At 69.8% G+C, this 18491-nt stretch carries 13 protein-coding genes; 8 read left to right on the forward strand and 5 right to left on the reverse strand.

Features of this window, described 5'->3' with window-relative positions; all coding sequences use genetic code 11:
* Nucleotides 1-10 precede the first annotated feature (10 nt).
* Together OG558_RS27645 and OG558_RS27650 are read right to left on the reverse strand one after the other, a co-directional pair.
* Nucleotides 11-691: a hypothetical protein gene (locus OG558_RS27645; protein WP_405065615.1), complete on the reverse strand. Its 681-nt coding sequence runs from the start codon at nt 689-691 to the stop codon at nt 11-13.
* A complete protein-coding gene (locus tag OG558_RS27650) occupies nt 688-5028 on the reverse strand; it encodes an NEW3 domain-containing protein (RefSeq protein WP_405065616.1) in 4341 nt (1446 codons plus the stop codon). Before OG558_RS27650 ends, OG558_RS27645 begins: the two co-directional genes overlap by 4 nt.
* 230 nt (nt 5029-5258) lie before the next feature.
* Here OG558_RS27650 and nagZ point away from each other — a divergent pair, with 230 nt between their 5' ends.
* Nucleotides 5259-6776, forward strand: a complete 1518-nt coding sequence (gene nagZ, locus OG558_RS27655) for a beta-N-acetylhexosaminidase (protein ID WP_405065617.1) — start codon at nt 5259-5261, stop codon at nt 6774-6776.
* A 955-nt stretch (nt 6777-7731) separates the two neighbouring features.
* Here the strand turns inward: nagZ and OG558_RS27660 are convergent.
* A complete protein-coding gene (locus OG558_RS27660) occupies nt 7732-8946 on the reverse strand; it encodes an ROK family transcriptional regulator (RefSeq protein WP_405065618.1) in 1215 nt (404 codons plus the stop codon).
* Nucleotides 8947-9057: 111 nt separating this feature from the next.
* On the opposite strand from OG558_RS27660, the gene OG558_RS27665 reads away from it, so the two are divergent.
* The 5 genes from OG558_RS27665 to OG558_RS27685 are packed head-to-tail and all read left to right on the forward strand — an operon-like array spanning nt 9058 to nt 15217.
* Complete coding sequence (locus OG558_RS27665; RefSeq protein WP_405065619.1) at nt 9058-10686, forward strand: glycoside hydrolase family 13 protein; 1629 nt, start codon at nt 9058-9060, stop codon at nt 10684-10686.
* An 18-nt stretch (nt 10687-10704) separates the two neighbouring features.
* On the forward strand, nt 10705-11838 hold the full coding sequence (locus OG558_RS27670) for a Nif3-like dinuclear metal center hexameric protein (RefSeq protein ID WP_405065620.1): 1134 nt from the start codon (nt 10705-10707) through the stop codon (nt 11836-11838).
* A gap of 9 nt (nt 11839-11847) precedes the next feature.
* Nucleotides 11848-12624: a zinc ribbon domain-containing protein gene (locus OG558_RS27675; RefSeq protein ID WP_405065621.1), complete on the forward strand. Its 777-nt coding sequence runs from the start codon at nt 11848-11850 to the stop codon at nt 12622-12624.
* Nucleotides 12621-13748, forward strand: coding sequence for a bifunctional RNase H/acid phosphatase (locus OG558_RS27680; RefSeq protein WP_405065622.1), 1128 nt, complete (start codon nt 12621-12623; stop codon nt 13746-13748). Before OG558_RS27675 ends, OG558_RS27680 begins: the two co-directional genes overlap by 4 nt.
* Before the next feature lie 35 nt (nt 13749-13783).
* Nucleotides 13784-15217 (forward strand): RNB domain-containing ribonuclease, encoded by a 1434-nt coding sequence (locus OG558_RS27685; RefSeq protein ID WP_405065623.1) that lies wholly within the window; start codon nt 13784-13786, stop codon nt 15215-15217.
* A 49-nt stretch (nt 15218-15266) separates the two neighbouring features.
* Here the strand turns inward: OG558_RS27685 and OG558_RS27690 are convergent, their stop codons facing one another.
* Complete coding sequence (locus OG558_RS27690; RefSeq protein WP_405065624.1) at nt 15267-15836, reverse strand: TetR/AcrR family transcriptional regulator; 570 nt, start codon at nt 15834-15836, stop codon at nt 15267-15269.
* A 51-nt stretch (nt 15837-15887) separates the two neighbouring features.
* Between OG558_RS27690 and OG558_RS27695 the strand changes: the two genes are divergently transcribed.
* Nucleotides 15888-16373, forward strand: coding sequence for a GNAT family N-acetyltransferase (locus tag OG558_RS27695; RefSeq protein WP_405065625.1), 486 nt, complete (start codon nt 15888-15890; stop codon nt 16371-16373).
* Between the two features lie 51 nt (nt 16374-16424).
* On the opposite strand, the gene OG558_RS27700 is transcribed toward OG558_RS27695, so the two are convergent.
* The gene (locus tag OG558_RS27700) at nt 16425-17582 is read right to left on the reverse strand and encodes an alpha/beta hydrolase family protein (protein ID WP_405065626.1); all 1158 of its coding nucleotides are present in this window, start codon (nt 17580-17582) and stop codon (nt 16425-16427) included.
* Between the two features lie 117 nt (nt 17583-17699).
* Between OG558_RS27700 and OG558_RS27705 the strand changes: the two genes are divergently transcribed.
* A complete protein-coding gene (locus tag OG558_RS27705) occupies nt 17700-18434 on the forward strand; it encodes a DUF899 domain-containing protein (RefSeq protein WP_405065627.1) in 735 nt (244 codons plus the stop codon).
* The last annotated feature ends 57 nt before the right edge of the window (nt 18435-18491 follow it).

Consider the following 18491-nt stretch of genomic DNA (forward strand, 5'->3'; position numbering starts at 1 on the left):
GGTCCCCCAGTCAGTGCCGGTGCAGGTTGTCAGGTTGGCTGCTGTCGCCCGGGTGCTCGAGCCCGTGGACCAGCTGGACCCGGTCGTGCATGGCAGCGTTCAGCCAGCGGGCGAACGCTTCCAGCCGGGCGCTCTGCAGAAGCTCGCGATGCCAGTCCGCCACCGGTACGGCGGGATCGGCCGGCGGCTCCTGCCCGAGGACGTCGGCCGCGTAGGCCAACTGCTCCGCCGGGATCCGGACGTCCGCGGTCACCAGCGCGGCGACCCGACGTACCGCCTCAGAACCAGCCAGCGCCGCTGCCGTGATGGACCCGACGGCGATCGCGGTCGACACGTCGATCGGATCCGGCTCGCCGGCCCCGTCGACCAGCTCGACCCCGTCGATCGCCTCGGCTTCGCCTGCCGGCCCGACACGAGTCGCAGGTACGGCGTCCGCACGGCGGCGGAGCTCGTCGAGGCAGAGTTGCTCGGTGAGCACGATCTGCGCGACCCACCGGATGAGCTGACGGCCTTCACGACTGTCGGGCCGGGGGAGCACGCAGGCGGCGTCACCCGCACGCAGAACCGCGAGCCGATCGTCGAGCAGCTCGCGGAGCACAGGTTCCCCGTTGAGGTACGCCATCACCTCCGGCGGCGCCACCGGCGCGTGACTGTGCCCATGACCATGGCCCACCGTCAGAGCCGCCGTCATCGGATCTCCAGGCGGACGGTGGGTGCGTACTGCGCGCGGCCGAACCACATCACCTTCGGCAGCACCCACGCGTGCGCCGGCGTCGCGTCGGCGGGTGCGTGGATCGGCACGGCGACGGTGACGGACGACTTCGGAGGTACGACGACCGGGCGGACGGGGTCAGGCAACCAGGACCAGGTCCCGTACGGCGATGCCAGTTGGAGCTCGGCGCGGATCTCGGCGGACGTGTTGTTGGTGAAGACCAAGTCCAGTGTCTCCGACGTACCGGGTGTGAGCCGGATGTCCTGCGTGGATGGGGCCACGGTGAGGCCGGTGGGGCGGCCGGGCTCGTTGTCGGGTGCACCAGATCCGTGATCTGGCGCCTCGGACGGCGGCATGCCGAAGCCGAGGGTGGCAGTGAGCTCCGGGCTCTCGCCGACGAAGACCGTGACCACGTCCTCGACTGCTGTCACACCTGCGCCGCCGGCGAGGTCGTCGGTGTGGGTGAGTACCTGGGCGGCGACGAAGTACTGGCCTGGTGCGCAGTTCTCCGGTGGGGTGACGGTCGTGAGATGGCGGATGTAGCCGCCGGGCTCGAGGTGGAGTTGACGATCGGATTGTTCTGTTGTCCAACCGTCCGGGAGTTGGATTGTCAACAATCCTGCGGCCGGGCTGTCGGCGTACTGGTTGGCGATCACCATCGAGAGTTCGACCGGCTTGCCGGCGGTCCGAGCGACCGTGGGGGAGACGGACAGGCTGACCGGGAGGAAGCCCAGCTGGGCGGGTCCACGGTTGTGCAGCCAGTAGCGCGCGTACGACGGCTGGGCCAGCTCGGCCGGTTGACCGAGTACGGCGGGGTTGGCGGGCTCGGTGTGGTCGAGGCCGAGGACGAAGGTGTCGACGGTGGAGCCGGCCAGGTCGATCGTGAAGTTGCCGTCGGCAACGTCGATCGGGGCGCCGCGGTTCTCCAGTAGGTCGGCGTGGTGGGCGGTGGTGATCGGCAGTGCCGAGGTCATCGTTGCGGTCGAACCCAGACCTGTTGCCTCGATCAACCGTACGGTGACACCGTCCCGCGGGTCGGCCGGGACACCCGACCCGCGGGCGATGGGATTGCCGGCCGGCTTCACGGTGGAAACCAGCACGTCTCGCTCGGGCGTGACCTGCAGCAGGCTGTGCGTGGGTGGCAGGGTCCCGTCGTGCGCTGTGGTGGTTGCCGCTAGCAACGGCGAGGAGAACTCCTGGCCGCGGCTCGGCAGTTGCTGCTTGCGCCAGTCGCCGTCACCGCTGGTCAACGCATACCGAAACTCGTGCGTCCAGTGCTGCAACTGGAACGCCGACCCGTCCGGCGCCGTACGCCGTGGCGGGTCGATCCAGATCCCCGACGGCCAGCCGGTGCACGACCGCAGCAGTGATGCGTGCAGAGCGCCGGTCGCGTCGACCGCGAATCCCGGCAGACCGTAGGTGAGCAGTGCGACGGTCCGATCCTCGAACTCCTCGATCACGCCGTCACCAACCACAGTCGCGCTGATCCGCGCCTGTCCCAACTCCACGACAGCAGTCGCAACAGCCTCCGCCGTAGGCAGCACCACCGCCGGAATAGCCCGCACATCCCGCACATCCGCATTCGGCTGCCACACGTCCGCCAACGCAGTCCGCGGCGGAACAAACACAGCGCCGCCTGCGGCGGCGGAAGTGGGGAGGAGTCCAGCGGGCGCCGAAGTGCTGGCAGCGGTGGTGGTCGGCTGCTCTTCCTCAGCTTCCTGCAGCAGCGCGGCTGCTGTGCCGATCAGGATGCGGAGGTCGGGGAGGTTGGAGTCGACCTTGAGGTGGCCGTAGCGAGAGCCACCGGCCAATGACGTGGTGGCGGTTACACCTACTCGGGCCAGGGCTACGACCAGGTCGCGGACGTCGGCGGGCTCGGAGTCGTCGGGGACGACGATCTCGGCGATGGCGAGCGGGCGGGTGCCCACCTGGTTGCCGTCGGCATCCAGCAGGTCCACCCGCGCTGTGGTGCCGAGGCCGAACCAGGTGTTGGCGGGGTTGTCGAGGGTCCAGGGCGCGGCGGCGCTGTCGACGTCGATCAGTCCGAAGCCGCGGCCGACGACCGCGCCGGCTACTTCGCTCAGCGGCAGCGCGCCCGGTACGTCAGCGGGGAATTTGACGCGGACCAGGCGGTCCGACTGCGCGTGGTCCAGAATCCGCGTCGTGAACTCGACTCGGTCGAGACCGTCGTACAGCGCGACGACCGCCTCGTAGGAGATCCCGTCGACCTCGCCGCGGCTGATCACCCGACTGCCGAGCGGCCCGACCTGCGTGAACACCTTCGCCGGCGCCGCACCCGACCCGACGACCGGACCCGACGGGATGAGATGCCACGGACCCTCGCCGAAGCGCGGGTGATCCGGGTACTCCTCGTACACCCGCAGTTCGTTGCCGAGGCCCTTGAGAACCTCGCGCCCCGAAGCCTTCTCCACGATCGAGCTGACTCCGCCGCCCCGCGACGGATCCACAGTCACGCTGAAGTAGGAGTTCTCCACCGTCTCGCCCGAGCCCGGTCCCCAGACCGCGGCCGCCGTACCAGCCACCAGGCCGTAGCTCCGCCACCCCAGCGACGGCACGTCCCGCGCGAGGAAGGTCAGCTTGTCGCCCTCGACCACCGACGGCACCTCGGCACCGTCGGCGTCGACGATCCGCCACGGCCCCTCACCCGGCACCGCAACGCGAGCCAGGTCGGTCCGCGTGAACGACAGCGTGTTCGTGACGACCACGGCCGACGACCCGAAGCCAGATGACCCGAAGGCCGACGTGTCGATCCGCGCCGCGAAAGCCGACAACGACGCGGTACGCGCGGCATCCGACAAGTCATGCGCCTCACGCCACCCGGTGACCAGGTCGATGTAGACCTGGTCCGACTCCGACCCGGTGATCGCGTCGTGGTGAGCGCCGTACGCGAGCTGCCGCCACACCTTGTCCAGCGAGGCTTCCGCGAACCGGCCGAGCCCGAGCAGGTCGGCGTACGTGCCGAGCTTCTCCGCGTCGACCGCCGCGACCTCAGCGGCGCGCTGGGCCTGCTTGGTGTCGATGTACGACACGTCCTTGCCGGTGTAGATCGGGTTCATGTCCCGCGACTGCGGTGACGGCCGGCGGCCCTCGGCGGCCAGTTCGGCGCGGACCCTGTCCATGAAGTGCTTCGTCGTACCGCAGACGAACTTCGGCCACGCGTAGCGCGCGTTCCAGTCGTGGTGCAGCGCGGTGATCCAGTTGTTCGGCGGGGTGTAGTCACCACCGACCGGCAGCAGCGTGTTGCGCGTCGCCGCGACCGTCTTGAGCGTCGCGAAGAGCTGGTACGCCGTGTCGCCCGCGGCCTCGACACTCGGCGCGTTCTGCAGCTCCCAGCCCGGGCCGTAGTGGTCCGGCATGTAGTGCGTCAGTACGCCGTCCCCACTCGGGCTGATCCACTCGAACTCACTGTGGAACTGCATCACCGCGGCCGTGCCCGCCTTCGGCTCACTCCAGGCCTGCCGCAGCGGTCCCCACTGATGAAACGGTCCGCGAGCCCACGCCGAGCCGGTCAGCCCAGCCTTGGCGAGGTAGCCGGGGAACTGCGGGTCGTGCCCGAACACGTCCAGCTGCCAGGCGTTCTGCGGGTCGCCGCCGAGGATGTCGCGCTGGTAGCCGACGCCGTACACGATGTTGCGAATGGTGGTCTCGGCGCCGGTCAGGTTCGTGTTCGGCTCGTTGTAGGTGCCGCCGATGATCTCGACCCGGCCCTCCGCGATCAGCCGGCGCAGGACCGCGCGGTTCTCCGGGAAGGTGTCGAAGTACGGCTTGAGGTAGTCGAGCTCGGCCAGGACGAAGCAGTACGCCGGATCGCGCAGCGCCAGCTTGAGATGCGCGTCGACCAGGCTGAACGCGTTGTGCGTGTAGACCGGTCGCGTGGTGCCGTCGGGGCCTTGCAGGTCCCAGCTGGTCGTGTACGCCGCCTGCGTGTTCCACCAGACCGGGTCGTAGTGGAAGTGCGAGACCATCACCATTGTCCAGCCCGGCTCGGCGATCACCACCGTGCCGCTGTCCGACGCGACGTCACGGTCCTCGGCCGACACGATCACGGTCGCCGGGACACTCGCACCGTACGACGAGCGCAGCGGCCCCGCGATGTCGAGCGGCACCTCGACCCGGGCCGGCCCGTCGCCCGGCGGCAGGTCCGCCGTACCGGACAGGCCGTCGCCGCTCACCCGCACCGACAGGGCGCCGTCGCCGCGGGCACGCGTCAGCTCGACCCGCAGCAACTGGCGCGGATCGTCGTCGCTGCCGGCGAACAACTCGGGCGAGGAGACGTGGGTGATCAGTACGGTCACGGTGTCGGGCTCCGTCGAGAGCGGTCAAGGTCGAGAGACAACGTTATCCGTAGTCGGCCCGGACAGCGAGGGGTCAATCTCAGGAATCCCCGCAAACCCGCAGGAATACGCTCGGGGAACGCCTTGACAACGCCTGACAACGATCGCCCTGACTCCCGTTGTCAGCTGCTGGTCATTAGCTCTGGGTGACGGGGTGGCGCCCGGACCGCGCGCCGGGAGAGGGTAGGGGGATGAGTGAACAGCCCAAGACCTTCCCCGCCCCGTCGCCCCAGTCGCTGGATCGTGATGCCGCCGGCGCCCTGATCGTCGGTCTCCCCGGGACGACCGCGACCGACGAGCTGCGCCGGGCCGTCGCCGGCGGACTCGGCGGGGTCATCCTGTTCACCCGCAACGTCGTCGACGCCGACCAGGTCACCGCGCTGACCGCGTCGCTGCGGGCCGAGCGACCCGATCTGATCATCGCGATCGACCACGAGGGTGGCGAGTTCAGCCACCTCGCGCCGGCGAACCGGTGGCCGCTGGCCTCGCCGCGGCTGCTCGGCGATCTGGACGACGTCGACCTGACCCGGGCGTCCGCCCGGGACGCCGCCGCGACGCTCGCGAGTCTCGGCATCGACCTGATGCTCGCGCCGTCGGTCGACGTGAACAGCAACCCGGCGAACCCGGTGATCTCGACCCGCTCGTTCGGCGCCACCGCCGAACTCGTCTCCCGCCACGGCGTCGCATTCGTCGAGGGCGTGCACGAGGCCGGCATCGCCGCCTGCCCGAAGCACTTCCCCGGCCACGGCGACGTCGCCGTCGACTCCCACGTCGGCCTGCCCCGGGTCGACCGCTCGATCGAGGAGGTCTCGGCGGTCGAGCTCGCACCGTTCCGGGCGACGATCGCCGCCGGCGCCGACGTGGTGATGAGCGCTCACATCGTGTTCTCGGCGTACGACGACCAGCCGGCCACCCTCTCGCATCGCCTGCTGACCGGGCTGCTGCGCGAAGAGCTCGGCTTCACCGGCGTGATCACCACGGACGCACTGGAGATGCAGGCGATCACCAGGACCCGTTCGATCGAGGATGCGGCGGTCGCCTCGATCGGGGCCGGGGCCGACCTCGCCATGATCGCGGTCGGATCCGCCGATCCGCAGGCGCTGATCGCCCGCGTGGTCGATGCCGTCGGCAACGGTACGCTCGCCGCCGAGCGGGTCGCCGACGCCGCCACCCGGGTCCGCGCACTCGCCGCCACGCTCGCCCGGCGCACCCGTCAGCCCGGTCTCGACGGTGCACCGATTCGCGAGGTCGCCGCCCGCGTCGTGGCCGGCCAGACGTTCCCCGCCCTGGGCGCGTCGACGTACGTCATCGATCTGACCCAGGGTCTGCACCCGGCTTGGAATCCTTATTTCAGTGGGCTTCCGGAGATTTTCGCCCGGGTCGCGCCCGGCTCGGACGGTGTGGTCCTGCGTGGCGAGCATCGCCTGACGGATACCCACTCACCGGCCGGCAACGCGATCGCGGAGGCGGCGAAGGCAGCCGCCGGCCGGCCGTTGGTGATCGCGGTGCAGGACGCCGTGCGTACGCCGTGGATGCGCGAGGCACTCACGCACCTCTTGCAGGGCCACGACGGCGACACCTTCGTGCTCTGCACTGGGATTCCCGAGGACCGGGCACTGGTTCCGGCCGGTGTTGCAACTGCCACGACGTCGGGTCGCAACGTGATCGTGCTGGAGGCGGTCGCGAAGGCCCTCACCGGAGCCCGCTAGACAGCATGACGGGACCTGGGACGGGTCGTGGTGGGCTGGTGCAGGCCATTTCGGCTCTCTTGCTGGATGTGTGTGGGGTGGTTTGAGTGAGGGTCGGTTGGGATGTGCAGCTCGACAGGATGTGTCGGTGCCGGGGTGTTGGCCGGGTCAGGCATTCACGCCTGAAACCGGCCGCCCGGCCGGGGTCGGGGCCGACACTTCCTGTCGAGCTGCACGTCCCCGCCTCCAACGGCATCCGATCAGCCTCCGTCCAGCCGGTCCCGCGCGCAGCGGCCGCCATCGTGGTGGACCACACCGGCGGTTGCCGCGACGGGGCGGGGTTCGTGCTGGTGGCGGTGGGATCGGTGCCGAGCTGCGGGACCTGGGACACCCTCTGGGGTCCTCGGACAGGTTGTGCCTTGTCCGCGGTCCCCGGTACCTGTGCGAGGTCGCGGCGGATCCCGCGGTCGGCCGGGCCTCGAGACAGGACATGGTGGCCGGGGCCTGGGACAGGACGTGGTGGCCGGGGCCTGGGACAGGACGTGGTGGGAGGGCCTGGGACAGGACGTGGTGGGAGGGCCTGGGACAGGACGTGGTGGGAGGGCCTGGGACAGGACGTGGTGGGAGGGCCTGGGACAGGACGTGGTGGGAGGGCCTGGGACAGGACGTGGTGGTCGAGGCCCGAGACAGGACGTGGTGGCCGGGCCCTGGGACAGGACGTGGTGGGCGGGGCCCTGGTATTGCGTGTCTCGGCCCACCGCAAGCTGTCTCAGGTCACCGGATCCGGGTCAGGCCTCCGACCAGGACGCGGCAGGCCGGCCACCAGCCACACAATGAGCAGGAGACCCGCTATTTCCTGTCTCCACCCACGAGCGGGTGTCCCCACCGGCATGGCTGACCCATGCACAAGGCGACCCGGCAACCCCCGGCCAGCTCATGACCGGGTCGGCGGGCACTCACTCGGGTCGGCGGGCGCTCACTCGGGACGGCAGCTGAGCTGCAGGTCCAGCGCCTGGTGCTCGACGTAGTTGAGGGCGTGGCGGACCGCGCCGACCGAGACGATCGCCTCGCCGAGGGACGAGACGGCGACGCGCGGCGGCGTACTGGTGAAACCGGCCAGGTGCTTCTCGATGTCCGGGAGGAGCGCCTGGGCCGCCTCGGCGACCGCACCGCCGAGGACGACCAGCTCGGGATTGAACAGGATGCCGAGCGTCGCCACCACCCGGGCGGTTCGCCCGGCCACGTGCTGAAGGATGCCTAGGGCAACCGCATCGCCGGCCTCGGCGGCGGCGAACACCAGCTCCGCGGTGACCGGGCGGTCACCGGCGAGCTCGCGTAGGGCGGTCCCGACGGCCGGGTCGGCGACCGCCGCGGCGCCTTGTTCGCGGGCCATCCTGGCGATGCCGTGGGTGTCGCCGACGCCCTCGACGAGCTTGAGGTAGACCATCTCGCCGGCACCGCCGCGGCTGCCGTGAAGCAGGCGGCCGGAGTCCATCAGCCCGGAACCGAACCGCTCACCGGCCAGCAGTACGGCGAGATCGGCGACATTCCGCCCGACGCCGAGCCAGTGCTCGCCGAGCGCCGCCAGGTTCGCGTCGTTCTCCAGCAGGACCGGCCAGCCGTGCAGGTCGGTCAGCCGCGTGGCCAATCCTGCGTCGAAGCGCCGCCAGAACTCGTCGTCGACCAGGATGTTCCCGTCCCGGTCGACCGGCGCCGCGACCCCGACACCGGCCGCGATCACCTGGTCGTTGGCGATCTCCGCGCCGGCGAGCGCCTCGACGACGGTCTCGTGCACGATCTCGGTCCGCTCAGCGGGACTCTGCGCCCCGGCCACCGACCGCCCGGCCTTGGCGATCGTCTCGCCACGCAGATCGCTGACCAGGACCGTGGTCCTGGCCGCGCCGATGTCGATGCCGAGCACATAGCCCGCGCGGCTGTTGAACTCGAACCGCCGCGACGGCCGGCCCACGGAGGCGTCGTTGCGGCCCGGATCGTGCTCGACCACCCAGCCCATCGAGATCAGGTCGTTGCAGACCGCGTGCACGGTCGCCCGGGTCAGACCGGTCGCCTCGATCAGGCCGGTCCCGGTCATCACCCGGGCGCGGGTGAGCACGCCGAGCACCTTCCCCGCGTTCACCCGGCGCAGCATCGGCGGCGTGGCCGTGGGCGGTGTAGCCGGTGGTTTCGCCATGAAAAAGAAGCCCCTTGACCTGATCGTGAATCCGAGCGCAGAATACTGCAGAATCTAAATTTAGAGCCTATATAAACAACCGCGCAAGACTGACACTCGAGTGAGGCGAACGTGACCAGTCCGCAGACGACCGACCCCGACTGGTGGCGGCAGGCCGTCGTCTACCAGATCTACCCGCGCAGCTTCGCCGACTCCAACGGCGACGGCGTCGGTGACCTGCCGGGCATCATCAGCCGCGTGCCGTACCTGGTCGAGCTCGGCATCGACGCCGTCTGGCTGAGCCCCTTCTACCCGTCCGCCCTGGCCGACGGCGGGTACGACGTCGACGACTACCGCAACGTGGATCCGCGGCTCGGCACCCTGGCGGACTTCGACCACCTGGTCGAGGCGCTGCATGCCGCGAACATCAAGCTGATCGTCGACATCGTCCCGAACCACACCTCCGACCGGCACGAGTGGTTCACCGAGGCGCTCGCGGCCGCCAAGGGCACGCCCGCCCGGGAGCGGTACATCTTCCGCGACGGCGAGGGCGACCAGCCGCCGTCGGACTGGGAGTCGGTGTTCGGTGGATCCGCCTGGGCGCGGACCGACGACGGGCAGTGGTACCTGCACATGTTCGCGGCCGAGCAGCCCGACCTGAACTGGGAGCACCCGGAGGTCCGCGCGGACTTCCTGCAGACACTGCGGTTCTGGTCGGATCGAGGGGTCGACGGCTTCCGTGTCGACGTCGCGAGCGCGCTGGTGAAGGACCTGTCCGAGCCCTTCCCGTCGAAGACGACGCTGCCCCGGCAGTCCGAGTCGAACGGCGAGCACCCGTTGTGGGATCAGGACGGCGTCCACGAGATCTACCGGGACTGGCGGAACCTGCTGAACGAGTACGACCCGCCCCGGTCGGCCGTCGCCGAGGCGTTCGTACCGGCGGCGCGGCGGGCCCGGTACGCCAGTGCGGACGGGCTTGGGCAGGCCTTCAACTTCGACCTGCTGCAGGCCGACTGGGAGTACGAGAAGTTCCGTCGGGTGATCGAGGAGAACCTCGCGCTGGCCGAGCAGAACGGATCGTCCTCGACCTGGGTGTTCTCGAACCACGACGTGGTCCGGCACGCGACCCGGTACGGCCTGCCGAAGAACCCGAAGGGCGGCTGGCAGGACGGCAAGGACTGGCTGCTGAGCGACGGAACCGACCCGACGAACGACGTCGCACTCGGATCGCGCCGCGCCCGGGCCGCGGTCCTGCTGATGCTGGCGCTGCCGGGATCGGCGTACCTGTACCAGGGTGAGGAGCTCGGTCTGCAGGAGGTCGGCGAACTGCCGGCGGCGAACCTGCAGGACCCGGCGTACTTCCGCTCCAAGGGTGCCGAGAAGGGCCGCGACGGGTGCCGGGTGCCGATCCCGTGGACCGTTGGCGGACTGTCCTTCGGCTTCGGCTCCGGTGGCTCGCACCTGGTGCAGCCGAAGTGGTTCGGTGCGTACTCGGTGGAGGCGCAGGTGGGCGATCCGGACTCGACGCTGAGCCTGTACCGCAAGGCCCTCGCCGTCCGCCGGGGTCTTCAGGCCAGCAACTCGCTGAGCTGGGTCGAGGGCACCGACTGGGTCCTGCACTTCACCCGGCCCGGCGGCTGGCAGTCCGTCACGAACTTCGGTGCCGCGCCGGTCGAGCTGCCCGACGCCGCGGTGGTTCTGTCGAGCGGTCCGCTGGAGGGCGACAAGCTCCCGAGTGACACCACTGCCTGGCTGATCTGATGCGGCAGGATGGGGGTCGTGACCCCCACGCTTGCTGATGTGATCGCCGTCCTCGACCGGCTCTACAACCCTGCCTGGGCGGAGTCCTGGGACGCGGTCGGGCTGGTCACCGGCGATCCGGAGCAGCAGGTACGACGGATCCTGTTCGCGGTCGATCCGATGCGGACCGTGGTGGACGAGGCGATCGAGGGCGACTTCGATCTCCTCGTCACCCACCACCCACTCCTGCTGCGCGGGGTCAACAGCGTGGCCGCGACCACGCCGAAGGGCCGGGTCGTGCACGACCTGATCCGGAGCAACACCGCGCTGCATGTCTGCCATACGAACGCCGACAACGCGAACCCCGGCGTGAGCGACGCGCTCGCAGCGGCCCTCGGCCTGCTGGACACCCGGCCGCTGAAGGCGTTGCCGTCCGAGCCGATGGACAAGCTCGTGGTGTTCGTGCCGGTCGACGAGACGCAGGCGATGATCGACGCGCTGGCGAAGGCCGGCGCCGGACAGATCGGTGACTACGACCGGGCCGCCTGGAGCGGCGTCGGCGAAGGCACCTTCCGGCCGCTCGAGGGCGCGAACCCGACGATCGGTCAGGTCGGGGACATCGAGGTCGTACCGGAGAAGCGCCTGGAGATGATCCTGCCGCGCCGCAACCGCCGGATCGTCGTCGAGGCGCTGGTCGCCACGCATTCCTATGAAGAGCCGGCGTTCGACCTCTACGAGCTGGCGCAGTTGCCGAGTGAGCGCGGTGGCGGGCGCGTCGGCGTACTCCCGGAGCCGCTGCCGCTCGCGGACTTCGCCCGGTTGGTTGCGGAGAGCCTTCCGCAGACGGAGCACGGCGTACGGGTGTCCGGCGACCTGGAGCGGACGATCGAGACCGTCGCCGTGGTCGGGGGAGCGGGTGACTCGGAGTTCGAGCGAGTCCGTGCCGCCGGCGTCGACGCCTATCTCACCGCCGACCTCAGGCATCACCCCGCGACCGAGGCCCGGGCGTACGACGAGGGTCCGGCGCTGATCGATGTCGCACACTGGGCCAGCGAGTGGCCGTGGCTGCGGGACGCCGAGCGCCTCCTGCTCGAAAGCTTGGCAGCGCTAGGCAGTACCGTGGACACTCACATCTCGACGCTCCGCACGGATGCGTGGAACCTGCGGCTCTGATTCCGCGGCATGAACACAACTGAACGAGCTAAGGAGCCGATCCTGAACGCCGAGCCCGCCGTCCAACGCCGGTTGCTGGACCTGCAGGATGTCGACCTGCAGCTGGATCAGGTCGCGCACAAGCGCAAATCGCTGCCCGAGCACCAGGCCCTGACCGAACTGGTCGCGGAGAAGACCGTCGTCGATCACGACCTGGTCACCGCCGACACCGAGGTCAGCGACCTGCAGCGGGAGCAGAAGAAGGCCGATACCGACGTCGAGCAGGTTCGGCAGCGGAAGGCGCGCAACCAGCAGCGGATCGACTCCGGTCAGATCAACTCGCCGAAGGATCTGGAGAACCTGCAGCACGAGATCGGGTCGCTGGACCGGCGGATCTCCGACCTGGAGGACGCCGAGCTCGAGGTGATGGAGAAGCTGGAGGCCGCCGAGGCGGTCCAGGCCGACCTGCGCACCCGCGCCGAGGCGTTCGCCGGCCGGCAGACCGAGCTGGAGACCACCCGCAGCGCCGCGCTGAAGGAGCTGGACGAGCAGCGGGCCGAGCTCGGCGACAAGCGCGCCACGATCGCCGCCGAGCTGCCGGACGCCCTCGTCACGCAGTACCAGAGGCTGCGTGAGCACAACGGCGGCATCGGCGCCGCGCCGCTGGTCGGCAAGCGCTGCATGGGCTGCCGGATGGAGCTCGCGCCGTCCGACCTGAACCGGATCAAGGCGGCCGCGCCGGACGCCGTACTGCGCTGTGAGGAGTGCGGACGGATTCTCGTGCGTACGTCGGAGAGCGCGGCATGAGTGGTCTAAGCCATGTCATTGTCGAGGCCGACGGTGGCTCGCGCGGGAACCCGGGACCGGCGGCGTACGGCGCTCTCGTTCGCGACCCCGCGACCGGTGAGGTGATCGCGCAGGACGGGAAGACGCTCGGGATCGCGACCAACAACGTCGCCGAGTACTCCGGTCTGATTGCGGGACTCGAACTGGCCGCGGAGTACGCGCCGAACGCGTCGATCGAGGTGCGGATGGACTCCAAGCTGGTCATCGAGCAGATGGCCGGCCGATGGAAGATCAAGCACCCGGACCTGCAGCCGCTGGCGATCAAGGCGCAGGGCCTGGCGCCGTTCGGGACCGAGTGGACCTGGGTGCCGCGGGCACAGAACGCCGCGGCCGACGCACTCGCGAACATGGCACTCGACGGCGTGCCGATCCCGCTGAAGCCGGAGGCTCCCGGACCGGGACCGGCGGTGACCCAGGAGGCGTCGGACCTGCAAAAGGCGTTGCAGGGTTGGGGTGCGCAGGCCGAACCGCCGACGCAACTGATCTTCCTGCGGCACGGCGAGACTCCGCACACCGCTGAGAAGCGGTTCTCGGGTTCCGGCGGTGACGACCCCGGGCTGAGTGAGGCCGGTCGGCTGCAGGCCCAGGCGGCCGCGGAGTATCTGTCCCGGATCGGTGGCGTCGACGCGCTCGTGGTGTCGCCGATGCGGCGTACGCGGGAGACGGCGGCCGTGGTGGCCGATCGGCTCGGGCTCGACGCGGTCGTGGACGACGGCTGGCGTGAGGTCGCGTTCGGCGACTGGGACGGGCACACGTTCGCCGAGATCCAGCAGAAGTGGCCGGACGCGATGAACGCGTGGCTGGAGTCGACCGCGGTCGCGCCGCCCGGCGGCGAGTCGTTCGACACCTGCGCGCGGCGGGCCCGGTCCGCCCGGGACGCGATCCTGGCCAGGTATCCGGGCAAGACCGTGGTCGTGGTCACCCATGTCACGCCGATCAAGCTGATGGTCCGGTCGGTGCTGCAGGCCCCGATGTCGTCACTGTTCCGGATGGAGTTGCGCCCGGCAACGCTGACCGAGATCCACTGGTACGCCGACGGCCTCGCGTCATTGCGTTCGTTCAACGTGCAACCCTCGCTAGTCTGACCTCAGCACAACGCTGAGAAGGACGGAGAGCTCACGTGCCGCTGCAAAGGGTGCATTTCGCCGAGGACGTTCCCGAGGTGTTCCGGGCGTCGTTGCAGGACATCCGGCGTGAGCTCGAGGTGCCGGCGGAGTTCCCGGCCGAGGTGGTCGCGGCGGCGCTGCAGGCGGTGAAGAGTCCGCGGCTGCCCGAACTCGACCGGACCGACATCGAGTTCGTGACCATCGATCCTCCGGATTCTATGGACCTCGACCAGGCGCTGCACATCGAGCGGACGGGCGATGGCTACACCGTGTACTACGCGATCGCCGACGTCGCCGCCTTCGTCCAGCCCGGTGACCCGATCGACGCCGAGGCGCGCCGCCGCGGCGAGACGCTCTACGCACCGGACAAGCGGACCCCGCTGCACCCACCGGAGCTGTCCGAGGGTGCGGCGTCGCTGTTGCCCGATCAGGTGCGTCCCGCGGTGCTGTGGACGATCACGGTCGACGCGTCCGGCGATGGCACTGGCGTGGTGTGCGAGCGAGCGCTGGTGAAGTCGCGGGCCAAGCTGAACTACGCGGGCGTGCAGAAGGACCTCGACGCCGGCAACGCGCCGGAGTCCCTGCAGTTGCTCCGCGGGGTCGGCAAGCTCCGCGAGCAGCGTGAGCTCGACCGCGGCGGCGTCAATCTGCCCATCCCGGACCAGGAGGTCGTCACCTCCAACCACGGCTGGGGTCTGGAGTTCCGCGCGCCGCTGCCGGTCGAGGGCTGGAACGCGCAGATCTCGTTGCTCACCGGGATGGCCGCCGCGGAGCTGATGATGAAGGGCCGGATCGGCATCCTGCGCACGCTGCCCGAGTCGCACGACGACCTGCGGCGCAAGCTGGGGAACACCGCCAAGGCTCTCGGGCTCGCCTGGCCGGACGAGACGTCGTACGCCGCATTCATCCACGCACTGGATCCGAAGGTGCCGGCCCACGCGGCAATGCTGGCCGCGTGCACAGTGCTGTTCCGCGGCGCCGGGTACACGGCGTTCGCGGGGAGTGTGCCGGCGAAACCCGAGCACGCCGCGATGAAGGCGGAGTACGCGCATGTCACCGCGCCGCTGCGGCGACTGGTGGATCGGTGGACCGGCGAGATCTGCCTCGCGCTGTCCGCCGGCGCCGAGGTGCCGGCCTGGGTCCGCGAGTCGATGGACGAGATCCCGAAGGTGATGGACGAGGCCGACCGGCGGGCGCACGCGTACGACCGCTCGATCGTCAGTATGGTCGAGGCCGGCTTGGTGGCCGACAAGATCGGGTCCGAGTTCGACGGTGTCATCACCGACGTCGACGACCGCGAGAACACGCGCGGCGTCGTCGCGCTGACCACGCTCGCCGTCGAGGGCCGCATCACCGGTACGGCGCCGTTGCCGCTCGGTCAGGCGGTTCGCGTCAAGCTCGTCGAGGCCGACATCGCCAAGCGCACGATCGCGTTCGAACTCGCCTGACCCGTTGCGTCCGAAGATCTGTGCGCCATAGCCCTCAGGTCCTCGGACGTTAGATTCTGGCCAGGTAGTCGTCGACGGCCGCGGTTGTGCGGTTGAGGTCGCCGGTCGCGAGCAGGTCGATCAGCGCGCCCCGCAGCATCGCGAGCACGCCGGTACGCCGTGCCTCGGCCGCGGCGGATCCTGGATCCGGCTGACTGGCCTTGAGCAGCTCCAGCCAGTCGTCGACGGTCGAGCGGCCGAAATCCACCCACGGGCCGTCCGGTGCGACGAGAGACCGCCCGTACGCCTCGACCCAGAACGTCATCAGCGGCCGCCGCTCCGGCGCCGCCAGCCAGGTCCACAGCTCCCGCGCGACCACGGTCAGCCCGGGCGGTTCATCGTACCGCTCGTCGAGCTGGCGGAGCAGTTCGAGCTCGTCGACGCGGGCGCGGGCGAGCAGGGCGCGGATCAGGCCGTCCTTGCTGTCGAAAAGGAACAGCAGCACCCGCGGGCTCGAGCCGATCGCGGTGGCGAGCGGACGCAGCGACAGGTCGGCCAGCCCGTGCGTGAGCGAGTAGGCGTACGCGCGCTCCAGCAGTTCCAGCTGGCGCGCGGAAGGGGCTGGCTTCGTGGTCGGCACGGGGCTAGTATCGCTCACTGAAACAGTCGTGTCAGTAGAACGGGCAGGGTGATGACGAAACTGATCAGGAAGCTGGGGACGCCGGGGGACCTCGGGTGGGTGGTGCAGTCGCATGCCGAGATCTACGGAGCCGAGTACGGGTGGGGTCCGTCGTACGAGGTGCTGATCGCGCAGATCGTCTCGGCGTACGCGTCCGAGCATGACGACGAGCGTGAGGCCGCCTGGATCGCCGAGGTGGACGGGGAGCGGGCCGGCAGCATCTTCTGCGTGCGGGGTCCGGATGAGACGACGGCCCAGTTGCGGCTGCTCCTGGTGACGCCGGCCGCCCGCGGTGTCGGCCTCGGAGCCGAGCTGGTCGACACCTGTCTTGCGTTCGCCCGCGCGGCCGGCTACAAGCGGATGGTCCTGTGGACCAACGAGCCGTTGGTCGCGGCTCGGCATATCTACCTGACCCGCGGGTTCCGCCTGACCGGCTCCGAACCCCACGAAATGTGGGGCCAGAGCCTGGTCGGGCAGACGTACGAGCTCGACCTCTGAGCTACTCGCCGTTCAGCGGCAGCGTGTCCGTGGTCAGCGATGGCCGGAAAGTTAGGTCGCGCAGGCGGGGGCGCCGGGAGCCGGAGTGTTGTAGAGGGCGTGGGACAGGAAGGTGGTGACGTAGCCGTTCTGCACGGTGAGGGCGTGGCGCGGGCCGACACTGCCCAGCGGCAGGAACTTCCGCAGCGGGTACGCCAGGTAGTAGGCGCCGTAATCGGTGAAGTTGAAGTGCCGGCTGCCGGGGACGGTCGCGCACCACGACGTACCGGTGCTTGCCTTGAGCAACGAGAGGGCGCGGTTGCGGTCCGCGTCGTTCTTGGCGTCCGGGCCGCACACGCTGGTGATGCACGAGTCGTCCGCGCCGAGCAGCATGATCGGCGCCCGCACGCCCTTGGTCACCACGTCACCGAACTGGCTGCCGTCCAGATCGACCGCCGCCGCACAGCGCGGGTCGAGCCGGCACGCCTCCAGTGACGCCGCGCCGCCGAACGAGTGGCCGACGTACGACGTGCCGAGCCCGGTCTCGACGCTGGCCGGCAACTGCTTGGCCAGCATGCCGGCCGCGAAACGCGCGTCGGCGGCCCAGGTGCCGACGAGATGATCGCCGACGTTCTGCGCCTGCTCGCTGCTGTCGCCGAGGTTCGGCGGGTTGGCCGCCTCCTTGCTCCCGATCGGCTGGCCGCCAAGCACGGTGAGGTTCGCGCTGTACGTCGGTGTCACGCCGGCGACCAGGTAGCCGTGACTGGCGAGATCCTCGGCGAGGCTCGCGTACATCGGCGCGGACAGTCCCATCCCGGGCATCAGCACGACGACGGGGAAGCGCCCGGGCGCGATGGCGACGCGATCCAGTGCGCGATCCTCCAGCGTGTCGAACGGTCCCTGGAACAACGACAGCGGCGCTTTCAGGTGTAGTCCGCTCCAGAGGTCCGGGGCGTACTCGACCTTGCGTCCGGTCGTGCCCTTGGCGACCGGGTACCAGAGCCAGACCGAGAGCTTCCGCGGACCGTCGGCGAACGGATCGCGGCGCGGTGTGTCGGTCCACTCGAACCCACGCCGCCCGACCTGGAAGTTCCCCGTCGGCTCGGGCAGCGATACCGGCTCAGACCGTTTCACCATGATCCAGCCGGCGTACCCGGCGCCCGCGAGCAGCGCGACGAGCACCAGGATCACGATCCCCGTGCGCATCCGGCGGAGTCCTCTGCGCGCCATAGTCCAAGCGTGCCACCACGGAGGTCATGTCTGGTGGTCCCGACACGACCTTGTGTCGAAAGCGGGAGATCGGCTCCGACGTCCCCGGTATCAGTGCTGATCGATGGAGGAGTTGGGATGAACCTTCCGGATGTCGTGTCCCGGGACGAGTGGCTGGTCGCGCGTAAGGCGCTGCTCGCCGAGGAGAAGGAGTTCACCAAGCGGCGGGACGCGTTGAACACGCGGCGTCGCGAACTGCCGATGGTCCTGGTGGACAAGCCGTACGTCTTCACTGGACCGGACGGCTCGGTGGGCCTGGCGGACCTGTTCGAAGGCCGGATGCAATTGGTCGTCTATCACTTCATGTTCCAGCCCGAGTGGGACGCCGGCTGCCCGAACTGCACCGCCTTCGTGGACGAGATCGGGTCGCTGGAGTACCTCCACAGCACCACCACCACGTTCGCCCTGGTGTCTCGGGCGCCGTACGAGAAACTGGCCGCCTACCGGGCCAAGCGCGGCTGGAACTTCCCGTGGTACTCGTCGTCCGGCAGCGACTTCAACTACGACTACCACGTCACGCTGGACGAGTCGGTCCTGCCGTTCGAGTACAACTACCGAACCAAGGCCGAGTGGGACGTCCACCCCGACAACGGTCACACCCAGACGCAACAGCCCTTCGACCTCCACGGCCTCAGCTGCTTCCTCCGCGTCGGCGAAGCCATCCACCACACCTACTCCACCTACGGCCGCGGCCCCGACGCCATGACCTTCACCCCCACCGCCCTCGACCTCACCGCCCTCGGCCGCCAAGAACCCTGGGAGAAGCCAGCCGGCCGAATCCCCGAACCACCCCACGACGACCGCTGCCACTAGGCGGACTGGTTCTAGCGCGCGCCGGCGGAGGCTTGTCGTCCCGCTCTCTGAGGGGCT

Source organism: Kribbella sp. NBC_01510, from assembly GCF_045040325.1.
Classification (GTDB): Bacteria; Actinomycetota; Actinomycetes; order Propionibacteriales; family Kribbellaceae; genus Kribbella.